Annotated in this window: 13 protein-coding genes; 6 read left to right on the top strand and 7 right to left on the bottom strand. The window is 61.6% G+C overall.

Annotated features, from left to right (window positions below):
• Positions 1-254 precede the first annotated feature (254 nt).
• Entirely contained in the window at positions 255-1301 is a 1047-nt protein-coding gene (locus SBC1_RS28815; protein WP_165102855.1) for an aldo/keto reductase, read from the top strand.
• A 16-nt stretch (positions 1302-1317) separates the two neighbouring features.
• Here SBC1_RS28815 and SBC1_RS28810 read toward each other — a convergent pair whose 3' ends face one another.
• Positions 1318-1869, bottom strand: a complete 552-nt coding sequence (locus SBC1_RS28810) for a GNAT family N-acetyltransferase (protein ID WP_241202356.1) — start codon at positions 1867-1869, stop codon at positions 1318-1320.
• Positions 1870-2127: 258 nt separating this feature from the next.
• Between SBC1_RS28810 and SBC1_RS28805 the strand changes: the two genes are divergently transcribed.
• A complete protein-coding gene (locus SBC1_RS28805; RefSeq protein ID WP_165102850.1) occupies positions 2128-3312 on the top strand; it encodes a 4-hydroxybenzoate 3-monooxygenase in 1185 nt (394 codons plus the stop codon).
• Positions 3313-3386: 74 nt separating this feature from the next.
• Here the strand turns inward: SBC1_RS28805 and SBC1_RS28800 are convergent, their stop codons facing one another.
• Positions 3387-5735, bottom strand: a complete 2349-nt coding sequence (locus SBC1_RS28800) for an amylo-alpha-1,6-glucosidase (RefSeq protein WP_241202355.1) — start codon at positions 5733-5735, stop codon at positions 3387-3389.
• Positions 5736-5901: 166 nt separating this feature from the next.
• Between SBC1_RS28800 and SBC1_RS28795 the strand changes: the two genes are divergently transcribed.
• On the top strand, positions 5902-6720 hold the full coding sequence (locus SBC1_RS28795; RefSeq protein ID WP_165102845.1) for a sulfite exporter TauE/SafE family protein: 819 nt from the start codon (positions 5902-5904) through the stop codon (positions 6718-6720).
• 364 nt (positions 6721-7084) lie between these two features.
• Complete coding sequence (locus SBC1_RS28790; RefSeq protein ID WP_165102842.1) at positions 7085-8779, top strand: acid phosphatase; 1695 nt, start codon at positions 7085-7087, stop codon at positions 8777-8779.
• A gap of 160 nt (positions 8780-8939) precedes the next feature.
• Here the strand turns inward: SBC1_RS28790 and SBC1_RS28785 are convergent, their stop codons facing one another.
• The 3 genes from SBC1_RS28785 to SBC1_RS28775 form a co-directional block, all read right to left on the bottom strand.
• A complete protein-coding gene (locus SBC1_RS28785; protein ID WP_165102839.1) occupies positions 8940-10394 on the bottom strand; it encodes an HdeD family acid-resistance protein in 1455 nt (484 codons plus the stop codon).
• A gap of 119 nt (positions 10395-10513) precedes the next feature.
• Positions 10514-10903, bottom strand: coding sequence for a RidA family protein (locus SBC1_RS28780; RefSeq protein ID WP_370469693.1), 390 nt, complete (start codon positions 10901-10903; stop codon positions 10514-10516).
• Positions 10904-10975: 72 nt separating this feature from the next.
• Positions 10976-11881 (bottom strand): LysR family transcriptional regulator, encoded by a 906-nt coding sequence (locus tag SBC1_RS28775; protein WP_165102836.1) that lies wholly within the window; start codon positions 11879-11881, stop codon positions 10976-10978.
• Positions 11882-11999: 118 nt separating this feature from the next.
• Between SBC1_RS28775 and SBC1_RS28770 the strand changes: the two genes are divergently transcribed.
• Positions 12000-12902: an NAD-dependent epimerase/dehydratase family protein gene (locus SBC1_RS28770; protein ID WP_165102833.1), complete on the top strand. Its 903-nt coding sequence runs from the start codon at positions 12000-12002 to the stop codon at positions 12900-12902.
• A gap of 112 nt (positions 12903-13014) precedes the next feature.
• Here SBC1_RS28770 and SBC1_RS28765 read toward each other — a convergent pair whose 3' ends face one another.
• Complete coding sequence (locus SBC1_RS28765) at positions 13015-14109, bottom strand: malate/lactate/ureidoglycolate dehydrogenase (protein ID WP_165102828.1); 1095 nt, start codon at positions 14107-14109, stop codon at positions 13015-13017.
• 134 nt (positions 14110-14243) lie between these two features.
• Positions 14244-15716, bottom strand: a complete 1473-nt coding sequence (locus SBC1_RS28760; RefSeq protein WP_165102823.1) for a M20 family metallopeptidase — start codon at positions 15714-15716, stop codon at positions 14244-14246.
• Between the two features lie 247 nt (positions 15717-15963).
• Here SBC1_RS28760 and SBC1_RS28755 point away from each other — a divergent pair, with 247 nt between their 5' ends.
• The gene (locus SBC1_RS28755) at positions 15964-16479 is read left to right on the top strand and encodes a DUF1993 family protein (RefSeq protein ID WP_165102820.1); all 516 of its coding nucleotides are present in this window, start codon (positions 15964-15966) and stop codon (positions 16477-16479) included.
• Positions 16480-16489: the final 10 nt, after the last annotated feature.

The raw sequence follows: 16489 nt of genomic DNA, 5'->3' as shown, positions 1-16489 counted from the left end.
CCAGGCGCGCACTGCCGGCGAATGGCACTCAGCTTACTCGCGCCCGCGTGTTTTCGCCCAGCGATACGCGCGGCGTTTGCAGGATCGGGCAATGATCCGACAGGATCAGGCTAGCCGGGCGCAGCGGCACAGGCAGATACTGCTTCATCGCGGCGTTGCTGAAACACCGAACGGGCGTTCGGTCGTTGCGCCGTGAAGCGGTTTGCGCGAGTCGCGCTGACCGCTAGTTCAGGATGAATTCTAAGGAACCCAGCATGCGCAACAAAAAATTCGGCAATACCGGCTTGTTCGTTTCAGAATTGTGCCTCGGTACGATGACGTTCGGCGAAGGTGGCATGTGGACCAATATTGGCGGCCTGCAACAGGCGGACGCGGACACGCTTGTCGGCCGGGCGCTGGATGCGGGCATCAACTTCATCGATACCGCCGACATCTACGCCGACGGCACGTCGGAGATCATGACCGGCCAGGCGCTCAAGAACCTGAAAGTGCCGCGCGAAAACGTAGTGGTCGCCAGCAAGATCCACGGCGAAACCGGCACGAAAGGCATCAATTCGCGCGGTGCGTCGCGGTATCACATCATTGACGGTGTGAAGGCGAGCTTGAAACGCCTGCAACTCGATCACATCGATTTGTATCAGCTACATGGCTTCGATACCGCCACGCCAATCGAAGAAGCGCTGCGCGCACTCGACAACCTCGTGCAGCACGGCCATGTCCGGTACATCGGTGTATCGAACTGGGCGGCGTGGCAGATCGCCAAGGCGCTTGGCATTTCGGAGCGGCTCGGCCTCGCGCGTTTCGAGTCGCTGCAGGCGTATTACACGATTGCCGGGCGCGACCTGGAACGTGAAATCGTGCCGATGCTCAAGAGCGAAAACCTGGGCCTGATGGTCTGGAGTCCGCTTGCGGGCGGTTTGCTGAGCGGCAAATACAAGCGCGACGGCAGTACGACAGAACCGGGCCGGCGCACGAATTTCTCGTTTCCGCCGGTGGACATGGACCGCGCGTTCGACTGCATCGACGCCATGACTCAGATGGCCGAAGCCAAGGGCGTGACCGTGGCGCAAATCGCACTCGCGTGGCTGCTGCACCAGAAGGTGGTGACGAGCGTGATTATTGGGGCGAAGCGGATCGGGCAACTCGACGACAACATTGCAGCGACGCAAGTGAAGCTGAATGACGACGAACTCGCCGCACTCGATGAAGTCAGCCAACTCGCCCAGGAATATCCGGGCTGGATGTTCGCGCGTCAGGGCGAATATCGCTTGAACCAGCTGCGGGAATCGAGCGCCGGCTAGTAGTTTGATTGGTTGATTAGCTAACGACAGGTTGAAACGGCAAGGTCATGAGTACCGCCTCCTGATACTTGCCGTCAATTTTTAGCGAACGCGGTTCACGCGCGTACTCAACGAATCCCGCCGAGCGATACAGTCGTTGCGCCGCTTCGTTATGCGGCGCAACCGTCAATTGAACCTCTTCCACGACCGTGCGTGCGTGGCTCAAGACGGCTTGAACAAGCGCCAGCGCCATTCCTGTGCCGCGAGCAGCCGGGCAAACGTACATGCCCATCAGCACGCCCTTGTGCCGCAGTTTCGCGCCTTGCGGCACCATCAATCCTGCCACACCCGCCAATTCGCTGTTGTCGCTTAAAAAACCGCCGAACACGGCGGCACTCTCGATCCGTTGCTGGAACCACGCGAGCGATTGCTCGGCTTCGTCTTCCCACGCCGACCCGAAACCATCGGGGTGCCGGGCGAGACCTTCTAGCCTGATGTCGCGATAAGCACTGGCGTCGGCGGCAGTGAGACGGCGGAGGGTGAATGGCATGGGCATGGGCGTAGTTACCTTGAGCGGCGTGAACGGCATGTTGTGATTGCTGGCGCGAAAGCACCAGTTTCGCACGCACGGCGCGTCCGCTCCAAGCCGGATAGCCCAACCCTCCCGCATTAGTCCGGGATTCGAACCCCGGTTGACTGGTCGCGCAACCTCGCCCGAAAAACCGCTTGGCGGGGCAAGACCTTTATCTTCATCTCAGATATAGCCTATCCACGTTATCGCGTTGCGCGATACCCGGCAGTGCGCAAAACTGTGTCCACAAAATTAACACGCATTCAGGAGACATTCATGCGTACACAAGTCGGCATTATTGGTGCGGGTCCTGCGGGCCTTCTGCTCTCCCATCTTCTCCATCTTCGCGGTATTGAATCGGTCGTGCTCGAGGCACGCAGCCGAGGCGATATCGAATCCACTATTCGTGCAGGCGTTCTCGAACAAGGGACGATGGATCTACTGAACGAAGCCGGGCTCGGCGCGCGCATGCTGGCCGAAGGTTCGGTCCATCACGGCTTCGAACTCGCGTTCGAAGGGCAACGCCGGCGCATTGCTCTGACCGAACTCACCGGCCACTCGATCACGGTCTACGCGCAGCACGAAGTCATCAAGGATCTGGTCGCGGCCCGCGTTGCGGCCGACGGGGCGTTGAAATTCGGCGTGAGTGACGTGTCGCTGCACGATTTCGACGATGCCCCCGGTTCTACCCGGCCGCGCATCCGTTACAGGCACGAAGGGTTCGAGCACGAGCTGGAGTGCGACTTCATCATCGGTTGCGACGGCTCGCAAGGGGTTGCGCGAGGCTCAATGCCCCAGGCAATGAGGCATGACTATCAGCGTATTTATCCGTTCGGCTGGTTCGGGATCCTGGTCGAAGCGCCGCCTTCCGCGCACGAGTTGATTTACGCGCGTCACGACCGCGGTTTCGCGCTTGTCAGCACCCGTTCGCCGAACGTGCAGCGCATGTACTTCCAATGCGACCCGAAGGACTCCGTCGATGCCTGGTCCGACGACCGCATCTGGTCCGAGCTTCACGCACGCGTGGACACGCTGGACGGTTGGCAGATCACCGAGGGGCGGATCTTCCAGAAAAACATTGTCGGCATGCGCAGCTTTGTCTCCACACCGATGCAATCCGGCAAGCTGTTCCTAGCCGGCGACGCCGCGCACATTGTGCCGCCCACCGGCGCAAAAGGCATGAACCTGGCGGTGTCCGACGTTCGTGTCCTGACCGCCGCCTTGCAAGCGTTCTACGAGGAAGGCGCGAGCGACAAACTGGATCGCTACACCGAAACTGCCCTGAAGCGTGTCTGGCGCGCAGAGCATTTCTCGTGGTGGATGACCCGGATGCTGCACAAGCTCGATGACACCTCGCCCTTCGAACAACGCCTGCAGGTGGCTGAACTCGAACACGTGACCACGTCGCACGCCGCCGCCACGGCGCTGGCCGAAAACTACGTCGGCAGCGTCGCGGTTTAGGTGGGTGGGCGGCGGCGTAACCGAGTGGCGGAGTGCCAAGCGGCCAAACGATGGCTACAGCGTTCGCCGCGCGGTTAAAGCACTGCCACCACTCGTATATCGCCTTCGATCGACGGCACGACCTGCCCGCCCACGCGCCGAAAGGTTATTGACACGGTCTTGTCCCCAACCCGCAGGTCACCGATCTCGAGCCAGTCGATACCGTCCGGCAACTGCGGCCGGTCGATACGCACTTCCTGGTGCTCGGCGTCGATCGTCACTCCGAGACAGGCCTCGAGGATCATGAACGGCGATCCAGCCGCCCAGGCTTGCGGCAAGCACGCGACCGGGTAGCCGATCGGCCGCTCGCCACGTTGCCGGGTGAAGCCGCAGAATAGCTCGGGAAGGCGCATATCGAACGTGACGGCCGCTTCGAACAATGCCTGCAACAAACGCACTGCACCGCCGCGGTCACCGTAGCGCGCGAGTCCGCGAGCGCACATGGCGCTGTCGTGCGGCCACACGGAGCCGTTGTGGTACGACATAGGATTGAAACGCGGCTGACCTGCTGCCAGCGTGCGGACGCCCCAGCCAGTGTTGAACAAGGTCGACTCAAGCTGGCGCGCGACTGCTTCACCGCGGCTGCGCTCGACGAGGTCAAAAGCGAGCAAGTGCCCCGCATTCGAAGCCAACACCTTGCACAGCTCGCCCTTTCCATCGAGCGCAATGCCGTAGAACTCCGACTCGGGCATCCAGAACATTGTCTCCACGCGTTCGCGGATGTTTTGCGCGCGCTGCTCGTAAGCCAGCGCCTGCTCGGGCGCGTTGCGTTGCCTTGAGAAGCGGGCCATGGTGGCAAACGCGGTGGATGCATAAGCCTGGACTTCGACCAGCGAGATCGGTCCGATCGGGAAACTACCGTCGGCATGAAACACGGAGTCGCCGCTGTCTTTCCAGCCCTGGTTGGCAAGGCCCGCTTCCGTTGCGCGCTGGTAGCTCAGCAAGCCGAATTCGTTCTTGTCGCAATGACCCGCGATCCATTGCGAGGCCAGTTGCAGCGCGGGCCACAATTCGTCGATCAGCCCCATGTCGCCTGTTCGTTCAGCGTATGCACCCGCCAGCGCAACGAACAGCGGTGTGCTGTCGACCCCGCCGTAGTACATCGCAAACGGCACTTCGCCCGTCGCAGCCATTTCGCTATTGCGGGTCTCGTGCATGATCTTGCCCACTTCCGCATCGCGAAATGCAGAGTCCTCGCGCGCCTGATGCGCCGCGAGAAAACGCAGCACGCCGCGGGCAAGCGACGGATCGATCCACAACATTTGCAGCGAAGTAATGATGGCGTCGCGCCCGAAAGCCGTGGAAAACCACGGAATACCCGCGTACGGATACGGTCCCGTTTCGAGATCAGTCGTCAGCAAACCGAGATCGGCGAGCGAACGATCGATCCATTCGCTGAACAACGGGTTGCTCGAGCGCACACGCGCCACTGAACGCCGCCGATCGCGCATGCGTCGATGGGCATCGACAAGTGCCTCGCGAATCGCCGGCCGCCCCGATTCCGGCGCACATTCGGCGCCTTCCTCGGCGATCTTCTTGCTCTCCGCACTGGCATCGCTCAACGCATGTGTGACCGCCGTGATCGACAAGTAGATCGACATGGCCGTTTCCGACTGGATCAGCAGTACGTAATCCGCGCGATTGACCGAGAGCGAATGCGGCGCAGGCGAAAACTGGATGCGCGCGGTCCGCTCGACTTCGTCCAGGCCCGTATAGCGCAACACGACTTCGCCATCTTCAATGCACGGCTCGCGCATTTCTCCGCGTTTCGGACGGGTGGACCCACGCACTTCGAACATGTCGTGGAAGTCGGCGGCGAAGTTGATCGAAAGCGGCACGGTGGCCGGTTCCGTGCCGTAGTTGGTCAACACAATGGCTTCGTGCAGCACGTGCCGCGACAACACCCGGCGGCGCTCGACGTGGATCACGCCCTCGGGTGTGGTCGCCCCGCCGATGAGCGGCAGCGGCCGGTTGGTCAGATGCGCGGTAAACACGGCGTTGTCGCTCGACACGCTGCCGGACAGGAGCGACGGCGAGCGTCCGCCGAAGGTCAGGCGCAACTGTGACAGCACGCGTGTGTCGTTCACGAAAAGACCGTCGTCATTGCCGCGGATATCGCCATTCGCGTCGTTGACCACGAAGGTATTGCCGGCCTTGAGCACGAATTGACGCTCGTTCGCGTAGTTCGTATGTTCAGTTGCGATAAATGCGCCGTCCGTGTTTGCAACGGGCGTCGACGGAGGAACCTCGCGAACGCCGGCCGTACTGCGGATTGGATCGGGCATGTCGTCATGAGCGGGGCCATGGGCAGCTTCGCGAGCGATATCACTGGCCTGTCGGTCGCTGAGCGCCTGCTTTGCTTGCTGTTGTTCCTTCGTTTCCATTACACCTTCCTGAAAGAGTTGCCTGGACACCCGGCCGATTGTACGGCCAGCGCCTGCGAATCAAATTTTGCGGACCGGATTTGCGCACAGGAAGCAAGCGCACCGCGGACCCGCTATCATCGACCGTTTTTCGACCGACGCTCATCCAACCGGTTCTCCTCGCCGCATGTCTTTTCCGCACATCGACTTACTGTATTCAGCATCCGGCCTCGGCGTCGGCTTCCTCGTTGGCCTGACCGGCGTAGGCGGCGGCTCCCTGATGACGCCGCTGCTCGTGCTCCTGTTTGGCATCCACCCGGCCACCGCGGTCGGCACGGACCTGCTCTACGCAGCTGCGACCAAGGCAACCGGCACGCTGGTCCACGGCATCAAGGGGTCCGTGGACTGGCGCATCACCGGCCGGCTGGCGGCGGGAAGCATCCCTGCGGCGGCGATCACCCTGGTCCTGCTCCACCGGTACGGGTTGAATACACCCGCCGCCGCCCGGGTGATCCAGCTCGTGCTGGGCTCCGCGCTGCTGGTTACCGCTGTCTCGCTCGTATTCCGTCCGCAGCTCGCGCGCCTGGCCTACAAGACCGGGATGGCCCGTGAGGCAAAAGGAAAACCACCGGCTGCGAGCCGTGAAACCCGCCGAGTGGCCTGGACCGTGCTCACCGGCGCAATCCTGGGCGTGCTGGTGTCGATCACCTCGGTCGGCGCGGGCGCCATTGGCGTGACCGTTCTGTTGCTGCTCTACCCGCGCTTGCCGACCGCGCGGATAGTCGGGTCGGATATTGCGCACGCGGTTCCGCTCACGCTGATTGCGGGGACCGGCCACTGGCTGCTCGGTTCCGTCGACCTGGGCCTGCTACTGTCCCTGCTCGTGGGTTCGTTACCAGGGATCGTGCTGGGCAGCATGCTTTCCTCCCGGGCGCCGGAGGTGCTGCTGCGCAACGTGCTGGCCGCCACGCTGGTGATTGTCGGCGTGAAACTGGTGCTCAGTTGATTCTCGGGCAGTTCGATATTAGTCGCCCAGCGTGACGCTTTCCAGTCGACCGAACGGCATACGCCCCTCGGGCCGAGCTGTTTTCTGGGCGCATAGGCCGTTCGGTCAGCTATCGGGAACCACGCGTTTGCGGGCAAGATTCAGGTAGACGAAAGAGGACGAAGCAACGCACAGCCGCTTTTCGCCATAGGTGGCGAGGTCGCGTCTCGTGCTCGTGCATCGCTTTGACTCGCGGGTTTGATTCAAAATAGGCAGCCGCAAGATTGAGTCACATTGTCGAGTCACATTATTTAGCTACCTCTTTATTTAGATACATCAATATGCACATTGATGAGCCGCCAGACACAGACATTCAGGAGCTGCGATGAGCCACACTGACGATCCCCGCGACGAACAACTACAACCCGCGTCCGACCTGCCCCACGATCCCGTGCGCCGTCGCCTGCTTGTGGCTGGGGTTGGCCTGGCTGGCCTCACCGGATTGTCCCTGAGCGGCTGTAATCTCTTCGATTCGCGCCCCGCTACGCCCAAGACGGCTGCTGACATCGCGCTCGACAAAACGCTGCAGGCGCAGGTCCGTCACATTGTTGTGATCTACGCGGAAAATCGCAGCTTCAGCAATCTCTGGGCTAACTATCCTGGCGTGCAATATCCGCTGGAAGGCGTGCCTGCGTCGCGCTACGTCCAGCTGGACCGCGACGGGCGCACGCCCATGCCTGTCCTGCCGAAAATCTGGGGCGGCCTCGTGCCGCAAGCGCAGGAAGTGGACGGCAAGCGCTACATGATTTCGGAAAAACAGATCGACGGCGTGCCGAACGGGCCGTTCCATCTTGTTGACGCACAGGGGCAACCGCTGCCGAACGGCGTCATCACGCGCGACCTCGTGCACCGTTTCTATCAGAACCAGATGCAGATCAACGCGGGGCGCAACGACCAGTTCGCCGCATGGGGTGATTCCGGCGGCCTGGTCATGGGGCATTACCGCAACTCGGCTGATTCGCTGAAGCTCTGGAACATCGCCCGGCAAAACGTGCTGTGCGACAACTTCTTCATGGCCGCATTCGGCGGTTCCTGGCTCAATCACATCTTCCTGATTTCAGCACAGACCCCGTTTTATCCGGATGCGCACAACAGCCCGGCGAAAAAGCTCCTGTCAGTCCTGGACGGTGACGATCCGCTGGGCACGCGCCTGAAACTCGCGGCCGATTCACCGGCATCGGCACTCGACGGCCCCCCGTCCTTTGTCAATGACGGCGCACTCACAGCGGACGGCTACGCGGTCAACACAATGGCGCCGCCCTATCAGCCTAGCAACGTCCGCCCGGCGGAAGGCGGCGATCCGACGCTGGCAGACCCGTCGAATTATCGCGTGATGCCGCCGCAGACTTACGCCACCATCGGTGACCGGTTATCGGATAAAGGCGTGGACTGGGCGTGGTATAGCGGCGGCTGGGACTATGCGCTCACGCATCGCGACACCGGCATGGTTCCCGATTTCCAGTATCACCACCAACCGTTTAATTATTTCCGCAGCTTCGCGCCGGGCACGCAGGCGCGCACGCGACACTTGCGCGACGCCGGTCTGGGCGACGATCCGTCGACCAACAAACTGATCGCGGATATTGACGCGGGGCGACTGCCTGCTGTGACGTTCTACAAGCCGCAAGGCAATCTGAACATGCATGCGGGTTACGCCGATGTTGAATCGGGTGACCGGCATCTCGCCAACATAGTTGGTCGAATCCAGCGCGGACCGCAATGGGAAAGCACGGTCGTCATCATCACGCACGACGAGAACGGCGGCTGGTGGGATCACGTGCCGCCGCCGAAAGGGGATCGATGGGGACCGGGGTCGCGCGTTCCGGCCCTGGTGATCGCGCCGTTCGCGAAGAAGGGGGTCGTCGACCACACGGTCTACGACACAAACTCCATACTGCGCTTCATCACGCGCGTCCACGACCTGGTGCCACTCGACGGCGTTGTGGCGCGGGACCGGGCATTCGCGGCACACGGCGAAGCGTCGCTAGGGGACATGACGGCTACGCTCGATCTCGCCTGAGCCACGCACGCTGGAGTTGCAGATGCCCCGAGCCGCGAAAACTTGATTGGTCAATGTGAGTTGGTAAGGCATCAGCCTTCAATAACGTCTCGCGAACGGCGCCGCGTCCAACGAATGACGGCGGCGCATAGAGAAGCCACTCCATCACGGCGCACAGTAATTATGAAACGCGCGAACCGTCCATCTGGCCTGCGCGGGCATCGGCGGCATCGGACGCTTCCTGTCGCCATTCGCGCCGCGAGCGCAGCATCTTGCGCACCGCGAGCCGCGCCATCTTGAGATAGCCAAATGGCCGGGGATCAGCCAGCATGCTCAACGCCCGGGCGTAGTCGAGCGTCAGGCCCGGGGTCCAGGCCATGGTGGCGGCGCGCTTGCGGATCTGCGCGGCGACCCACAGCTCCGGCGTGACGATCAGGCGCAGAAACGCGCGCCAACCCGTATCGCGGCCATGAAAGGTGCCCACCGATCCTTCAAGCGCCGCTTCCAGCGCCTTGGAGACCGTGCTGGAACAATTCCGGTAGGTCAGGTTATACGTCTGATCCTGCCGATATTTCTCCCAGAACGCCTTCAACCGATCCGGCCGGTAATTGCGAATACGCACGCGGATTGTAGATTCGCACCATGCCTTCGATTCCGTTGCGTAATCCGGCTGAAATGTTCCCGGCACGTTGTTCTCACGGGTCGCGCGCAAGATGCGTCCGAACTCGTCCGGCGAACGGTCAATTTCCACGCCCGGATACAGGCTGATGTAAATGCCCTCGGGTGACTCAAGCGCCGCGTGGCCCGTCGAGATGACGCCATTCGCATCGACGGCGGCAATGTAGCGGTCCACGATCAACCGCCGGTTGGCCTGCGCCCGCGCGGACCCAACCGGCGTCCACACATGCACGGTGAGCGCTTTTTCATCGGCTGCGGGAGGCCCGTCCCATTCGAACGGGCCGTCGGCCTCGGTCGCCGCCGCTCCCGCAGCGGCCTTTGCCGTAGCGGATTTTTCAGCGAGAGTGGGATCGGCAATCACGTCATCGGAGAGCGCCAGCGCTTTCTCGTTTTCCGGCGGCAGGCTTTCCATGCGGCGTACGCGAAAGGCGATCCACAGCATGTTCCAGCCCCCGAACGCGAGTCCGAGTCCGATCGCGTAAGGCGCCGTGCCAACATAGTGGGTCGGATACGGTTCGAAGAAAAAGACAGCGAGCAGGATTTCGACAATAGCCAACGCCAGCACGATCCTCCATCGGCTATAACGCACCAAGACAGCCGACACGCTCTGCAGCAAACCATCGGCGAGAAAAAGGGTGCCGAAGATCATCGACAGAACGAAGTTGCCGTGATGATTGCCCGCCATGATCAGCAGCGCGGCGAGCGTGAACGCGCCACCTTTCACGTAACGTAGCGTGCGCTGGCCGCCCACACCCATACGGGCAACAGCGAGGGTCGCAAGACCCTCGACCAGAAGCAGCCAGGCGAAGACGTGGATGGGAAAATACAGGACGCCGTCGAGGGCATCGATAAACACCAACACCCCGATCACCAGCCAGATGCCGCCCGCCACGGCCAGCGTAAGCCAACGGCGGCGCAGGTAGTCCACGCCCAGCAGAAACAGCACGAGTTGGATCATGACGTCACCTGTGAGGACGCGACCCCGCCATGATAAAAGCGCTGCCGCTTTACGCCAACGGGAACCGAACGCCTGTGCGTTCGGCCCGATCCTTCACTCACCAATAACTCAAAACCAACTCAAGCCGGTTCCACCCAGGCACGCGCTGCGATTTCCAGCAGATAACCATAATGCAGCGCGCCCACGGGAACGACCGCCCGCGCGGGTTTCCAGTCGCCGAAATGGCGTGCGTAGATCTCGTTGAAGGTTTTCCAGTGCTCCACGCCAACCAGGTAGACCGTCACTTCGATCACATCCTTCAAGCCCGCGCCGGCCGCCGCCAGCACCGTGCTGACATTGTCCAGCGCCTGCTGGGCCTGTTGTTCGAACGGCAAGTCCCCCGTATGTGTGCCGTCGGGACGCATCGGCAACTGGCCCGACACGCAAACGAGATTACCTACGCGGGTGGCGTGGCTGTAGTGGCCTGCGGGAATCGGAAGACTTGGCGCGTTGATGAGTTCGATGGGCATATAAATGTTTACGAATTGTTCGCGAATTGGGAAAGATTGGACAAGCGTAACCGGCAGCATACGTCGCGAGCGTCAAAGCACCAACCGTCCTGCGATGAAATCGAGGAAGGCTTTCGCCCGTCCCGCCATTGATGCGCTCTGGTAGAACACTGCGCTGATAGGTTGCCTGACATCGAGCAGAACGGGGTCCATCACGGTTTGCAGGCGCCCACTGGCCACGTCGGCGCTGGTCATGTACGCAGCGAGGCAGACGACTCCGCCACCGGCCAGCGCGAGTTGCCGCATGGTCTCGCCACTCGATGCGGCGATTTCCGGCACGATCCGAAAGCGCGCGCTAGCGTCCCGGTTTTCGGTGTCGTCATCGATCAAGGGCCAGTCGTTCAGACTTTCGGGCGCTGTAAAACCGATCAGCCGATGCCGCCGCAATTCAGCCACCGTGCGCGGCTCCCCGCGTTGCGCGAGATACGCGGGACTCGCCAGGATGCGCAGCCGGCTGCTGCCGAGCGAGCGCGCGTGCAGCGTGGAATCCTGCAGTGCGCCGATCCGGATCGCGATATCCACGCGCTGTTCCATCAAGTCGACAATCCGCTCATTGCTGCTCAGTTCCAGCACGATCTCCGGATACGCCGCGGCGAACGCTTGCACATGCGGCACGATGCAATGCAGCACAAACGGCGACGCAGCATCTACCCGCAGCCGCCCCGCCGGCCGCTCACGCTGGCGAGCGATTGACTCCTCCGCATCTTCCATTGCGGCAAGTATCGCGCGGGCGCGCACGAGGAAAAGTTCACCTTCGTCGGTGAGTTGCAGACGGCGCGTGGTCCGTCGGACGAGCGTGGCGTCGAGTTTGTGCTCTAGCCGCGTCAACGCCCGGCTTACACCAGAAACAGTTTGCTGCAATGCCTCGGCCGCCGCCGTGATCGAGCCGCTGTCGATCACGGTCACGAGTGCCAGCAGTTCTTCAGTGGTCGTTTTCATCTATTCATTGTTGACTTTGAATCAAGATTGATTTGAGACTAACACTGTTTTTGCGAAAGTCGAAGACGGGGATACTGCATGCATCGACTCAATCCATAGGATTTACAGGAGAACAGACATGAAGATTTTTGTAACTGGCGCAGGCGGTTTTATCGGCGGTTCGATTGCGGCGCGTCTGGTTCGCGAAGGCCATCAGGTCAGCGGTCTCATCCGCCGCCCGGAACAGGCGGACGAACTCAAAACGCTCGGCATTGAACCCGTGATCGGCAGCCTCGACGACCGGGCGCTCTTGATCGCGCAGGCGAAAGCGGCCGATGGCGTCATCAACGCCGCCAGCAGCGACCATCGCGGCGCGGTCGAGGCGCTGATCGAAGGGCTCGAAGGCTCGAACAAACCGCTGCTGCACACGAGCGGCTCAAGCATTGTTGGCGATGCGTCCGGCGGCGAAGGAACGGACACGATCTACTACGAGGACACGCTGCCCGAACCGACCGCCGATAAAGCCGCGCGAGTGGCCATCGATAACCTCGTTCTCGACGCAGCCAAACGCGGCGTGCGCGCTTCGGTGCTGTGCAACACGCTGATCTACGGCCACGGCGCAATGGTGAACGCGAAAAGCGTGCAGTTGCCGCGTTTGCTGGCTCAGGCGAAAAAGAGCGGCATCGTGCGGCACGTGGGGCCGGGACGCAATATCTGGTCGAATGTGCATATCGACGATGTCGCCGACCTGTACGCTCGTGCGCTTGAAAAATCGCCGGCCGGTACGTTCTATTTCGTCGAAAGCGGTGAAGCAGCTTTCCGCGATATGACGACGGCAATGGCCAAAGTACTCGGCCTCGGCGCGCCGCAAGACTGGCCGCTCGAGGAAGCCAAGAAGGAATGGGGTTACGAAATGGCGTCGTACGGATTGGGATCGAATAGCCGGGTGCGTGGCAAACACGCGCGGGAATTGCTGGGCTGGGAGCCCAAGCGGACGTCGGTGACCGACTGGATCAGCAACGAGATGGTGCAGGCGAGCTAACCCGGATGCTCTGACGGCTAGTTGGTCGGCCGGTATTTTCAAGCCGCGCGAACGGGGTTTAAGCCTCGCCCGCGCGCTGTTCTGAAGAAGCCTCCGCGCCCCTGTCGCACGCTCACTTCAACGCTTGCACAAACTCCTCGATCGCGCCCGTCGGCATGCCCGATTGCACAGCGGCGTCGTGGATTTGCTGCCACGTGGTGGGATCGATGGGAATGCCGTTCGCAATGAGATCGGCCCGCCGCGCCTGTTCCGGCTCACCCGGCACCATGATCCTGTCCGTACCGGCTGCAAGCGGAGACGCCTTCACCCATTCGACGAACGCGTCGGCTTCGGCCTGCGCGTTGGGGGCATCGAAGGCATTCGGGTCCACGATCACCGATGTCATGCAATTGATGATCGCGTTGGTCGTGTCCAACGTGTCTGCGTGTGTGGTGAAGCCGCCTGATAGCGCGCCGCCGAAAATCTCGCACATCGCAGCGAGGCCGTATCCTTTGTGCGCGCCCATCGCCGTGAGCGAACCGAACGGTGCTTCGTGCATGACCTTCGGTTCGATGGTCGGCACGCCCGCGTGGTCGATCAGATAACCCGGCGCAACCTTCACGCCCTTGTTATAGGCCACGCGCGTCTTGCCGTAGGCAATCCCCGCCGTCGCAAAGTCGAGCACCAGCGGCGTGTTGCCTTCGCGCGGAAACGCGGCGCAGAAAGGGTTTGTGCCGAAACGCCGGTCAATGCCGCCAAACGGCGCAACCAGCGGGTCCCCCGCCACATTGACGAAGTGAAACGACACCAGACCGGCCGCCGCGCACTGTTCAGCCCAATGCCCGATGCGTCCAATGTGATGGGCATTGCGCAAACCAACCGCGCACACGCCTAGCTTTTTCGCCCGCTCGATGCCGTGCTCCATCGCTTCATATGCCACGACCTGGCCGAACCCCTTGGCGCCGTCGATAGTCAGCACCGCGCCGACATCGCGGATAACTTCAGCGTGCGTATTGAGCTTCAACTCGTTGTCCGCGAGCGATGCCATATAACGCGGAATCATGCCGACGCCGTGTGAATCGTGCCCCGACAGATTCGCCATCACCAGATGATCGGCTACCAGTTGCGCTTCACGTGGCGTACTGCCGGCGTGGGTCCATATCGCGCTGACATACGCGTGCAAGATATCCCGGGCGATGCGCGATTCGCGGGTGGTTTCAGTGCTCATGCGACTGCGTCTCCTGAATATAAGAACAACCGCGCGCTGAGTTAACTGACGCAACGGTTCATCACCATACCGTACAAATAAAACGGCGCGCAAAAGCTGCGCGCCGTCTGAAAATCAGAGTTGACCACCGGCCATCAAGGCGTCGCCGCGATCACTTCAGCTACCGTCGCCGTGAGTTTCTTGGCAAAAGGCACATGCAGGAATTCATTGGGCCCGTGCGCGTTCGATCTCGGTCCCAGCACGCCGCATACCATGAACTGAGAGCGCGGAAAGCCTTCCTGCAATGTGTTCATCAGCGGAATGGTACCGCCCTGACCCAGGAACGCGACATCCGCGCCGAAATGCCTGCGTGAAGCGTCATTCAGTGCATCGCCCAGCCACGGCGATAGTTCGGGCGCGCTCCAGCCGGTCGCTTCGCCGCGCTCGGGCTTGAACGTGACCTTCGCGTTGTAGGGCGGATCGGCTTCGAGCATGGCCTTGAGTTCCGCAAGCGCCTTCGTGGCTTCGACCAGCGGCGGCAGACGCAGCGACAACTTGAACGCGGTACGCGGGCGCAGCACGTTGCCCGCATTGATCAGCGACGGCAGCCCTTCCGCCCCGGTCACGGCTAGCGACGGCCGCCAGGTGGAATCGAGCAGCGCTTCACGCGGGTCAGTTGTGACAGGCAACACCGTGCCGCCATTCTGGCCGCAGGTCCATGGGAGCTTTTTCCATACGTCGTCGCCGAGAATGCGTGCCGTTGCTTCCGCTTCGCTCAGCCGGCGCGGCGGGATATCGCAATGAAAACCCTTCGGCAGCAGGTTGCCCGTGCTCGAATCTTCGAGCCGCTCCAGCAGCCCGCGCATGATGCGAAACGTGGACGGCGCAATGCCGCCGTTCGTGCCCGAGTGAATGCCTTCGTCGAGCACCTGCACTTCCAGGTCGCCCGCAACCAGACCGCGCAGCGACGTGGTCAGCCAGAGCTGATCGTAGTTACCCGCCCCGGAATCGAGGCAGATCACGAGGCTCACGTTGCCGAGCCGGTCACGCAGCGCGTCAATGTAAGGCAGCAAGTCATAGCTGCCCGATTCTTCACACGTTTCGATAATGCCAACACAGCGCGGCCGTTCGATGCCTTGCGCGTCCAGCGCGGCGATCGCGCTGATCGACGAGTACGTGGCGTAACCGTCGTCCGCGCCGCCGCGTCCGTAGAGCTTGCCGTCTTCGTATTTGGGCGACCAGGGTCCAAGATCCCGACGCCAGCCGTCAAACTCGGGCTGTTTGTCGAGATGACCGTAGAGAACGATGGTGTCGCTGCTGTTCGATCGCGTAGCCGGTGCTTCGAAAAAGATCACGGGCGTGCGATTGGGCAAGCGGATGATTTCTACTGTCAGGCCGCGCACGGGTTGCCGTTCGGCCCATTGCGCAGCGTCCGTAATGACGCGTTCGATGAATCCGTTGCTTGCCCAGTCGCGGTCGAACATCGGGCTTTTGGCGGGCACCGCGATGTAGTCGGTGAGCGCGGGGAGGATTTCGTCGTCCCACTTCCGGTCGATGAATTCGCGCAATGCCTGACGGTCGATTTGGTCGATGCGCTGGATTTCTTGAGTAAGATCGTCTGAGATCATGACGGGCGTCCCGGCCGTTTAAATGCCAATGATAGCCGTGTTTAGCGGCAATTCGAATGCACAGTTTCTCACGTGCGACGCATCGGGCGTACTGGTTTTCGCCTTTAGCAGCGAGCGCGGCAGGCGTTTCGCAAGCTTGAAAAATGACACACACGTGCGAGAGGAACGCGACGCTGGAACGGCGGAAAAAGCGCTATGAGCGACGTCCCGGTATGCTTATGACCCGATCAAAATCAGGAGCCTCATCATGTCCGTTTCAATGTACCGCGCGACCGTTCCGGTTTTCATCCGCAGCCTCGACGTGCTCGCGTCCCTGCTCGACAAAGCCGCCGCCCACGCGAAAGAAAAGGGCTTGAGCGACACCGACGTAACGAGCGCACGGCTATTCGACGACATGCTGCCGTTCGCGGCTCAGATCCAGCGCGCAAGCGATACATCGAAGGCATCGGCGCAACGTTTGTCCGGCGTCGCGGCGCCCAGTTTCGACGATACCGAAACGACCTTCGCGGAACTGCGGGAGCGCATTGTGAAGACGACGGCGTATCTGAAAGGGATTGATGCCGGGACGTTCGAAGCCGCTGAAACGCGTGTTGTGACCATCAAGCAAAAGGACTTCGAGCTGAAATTCAGCGGCCAGGACTATTTGTTCCAGTTCGGGCTGCCGAACTTCTATTTCCATATTGTCACGGCTTACGACATCCTCCGGCACCTCGGGGTACCGGTCGGAAAGCTTGACTTCCTTGGCCCGCTCCAGAAGGCGTAATCGTTCGACG

Origin of the sequence: Caballeronia sp. SBC1 (genome assembly GCF_011493005.1) — a bacterium.
GTDB lineage: Bacteria > Pseudomonadota > Gammaproteobacteria > Burkholderiales > Burkholderiaceae > Caballeronia.
The sequence above is the reverse complement of the archived record's forward strand: the minus strand, read 5'-3'. Positions and strand labels throughout refer to the sequence as shown.

Excerpts from the sequence above, each read along its gene's own strand:
- SBC1_RS28815 (WP_165102855.1), top strand. The coding sequence starts at position 255 with ATGCGCAACAAAAAATTCGGCAATACCGGCTTGTTCGTTTCAGAATTG.
- SBC1_RS28810 (WP_241202356.1), bottom strand. The coding sequence starts at position 1,869 with ATGCCGTTCACGCCGCTCAAGGTAACTACGCCCATGCCCATGCCATTC.
- SBC1_RS28805 (WP_165102850.1), top strand. The coding sequence starts at position 2,128 with ATGCGTACACAAGTCGGCATTATTGGTGCGGGTCCTGCGGGCCTTCTG.
- SBC1_RS28800 (WP_241202355.1), bottom strand. The coding sequence starts at position 5,735 with ATGGAAACGAAGGAACAACAGCAAGCAAAGCAGGCGCTCAGCGACCGA.
- SBC1_RS28795 (WP_165102845.1), top strand. The coding sequence starts at position 5,902 with ATGTCTTTTCCGCACATCGACTTACTGTATTCAGCATCCGGCCTCGGC.
- SBC1_RS28790 (WP_165102842.1), top strand. The coding sequence starts at position 7,085 with ATGAGCCACACTGACGATCCCCGCGACGAACAACTACAACCCGCGTCC.
- SBC1_RS28785 (WP_165102839.1), bottom strand. The coding sequence starts at position 10,394 with ATGATCCAACTCGTGCTGTTTCTGCTGGGCGTGGACTACCTGCGCCGC.
- SBC1_RS28780 (WP_370469693.1), bottom strand. The coding sequence starts at position 10,903 with ATGCCCATCGAACTCATCAACGCGCCAAGTCTTCCGATTCCCGCAGGC.
- SBC1_RS28775 (WP_165102836.1), bottom strand. The coding sequence starts at position 11,881 with ATGAAAACGACCACTGAAGAACTGCTGGCACTCGTGACCGTGATCGAC.
- SBC1_RS28770 (WP_165102833.1), top strand. The coding sequence starts at position 12,000 with ATGAAGATTTTTGTAACTGGCGCAGGCGGTTTTATCGGCGGTTCGATT.
- SBC1_RS28765 (WP_165102828.1), bottom strand. The coding sequence starts at position 14,109 with ATGAGCACTGAAACCACCCGCGAATCGCGCATCGCCCGGGATATCTTG.
- SBC1_RS28760 (WP_165102823.1), bottom strand. The coding sequence starts at position 15,716 with ATGATCTCAGACGATCTTACTCAAGAAATCCAGCGCATCGACCAAATC.
- SBC1_RS28755 (WP_165102820.1), top strand. The coding sequence starts at position 15,964 with ATGTCCGTTTCAATGTACCGCGCGACCGTTCCGGTTTTCATCCGCAGC.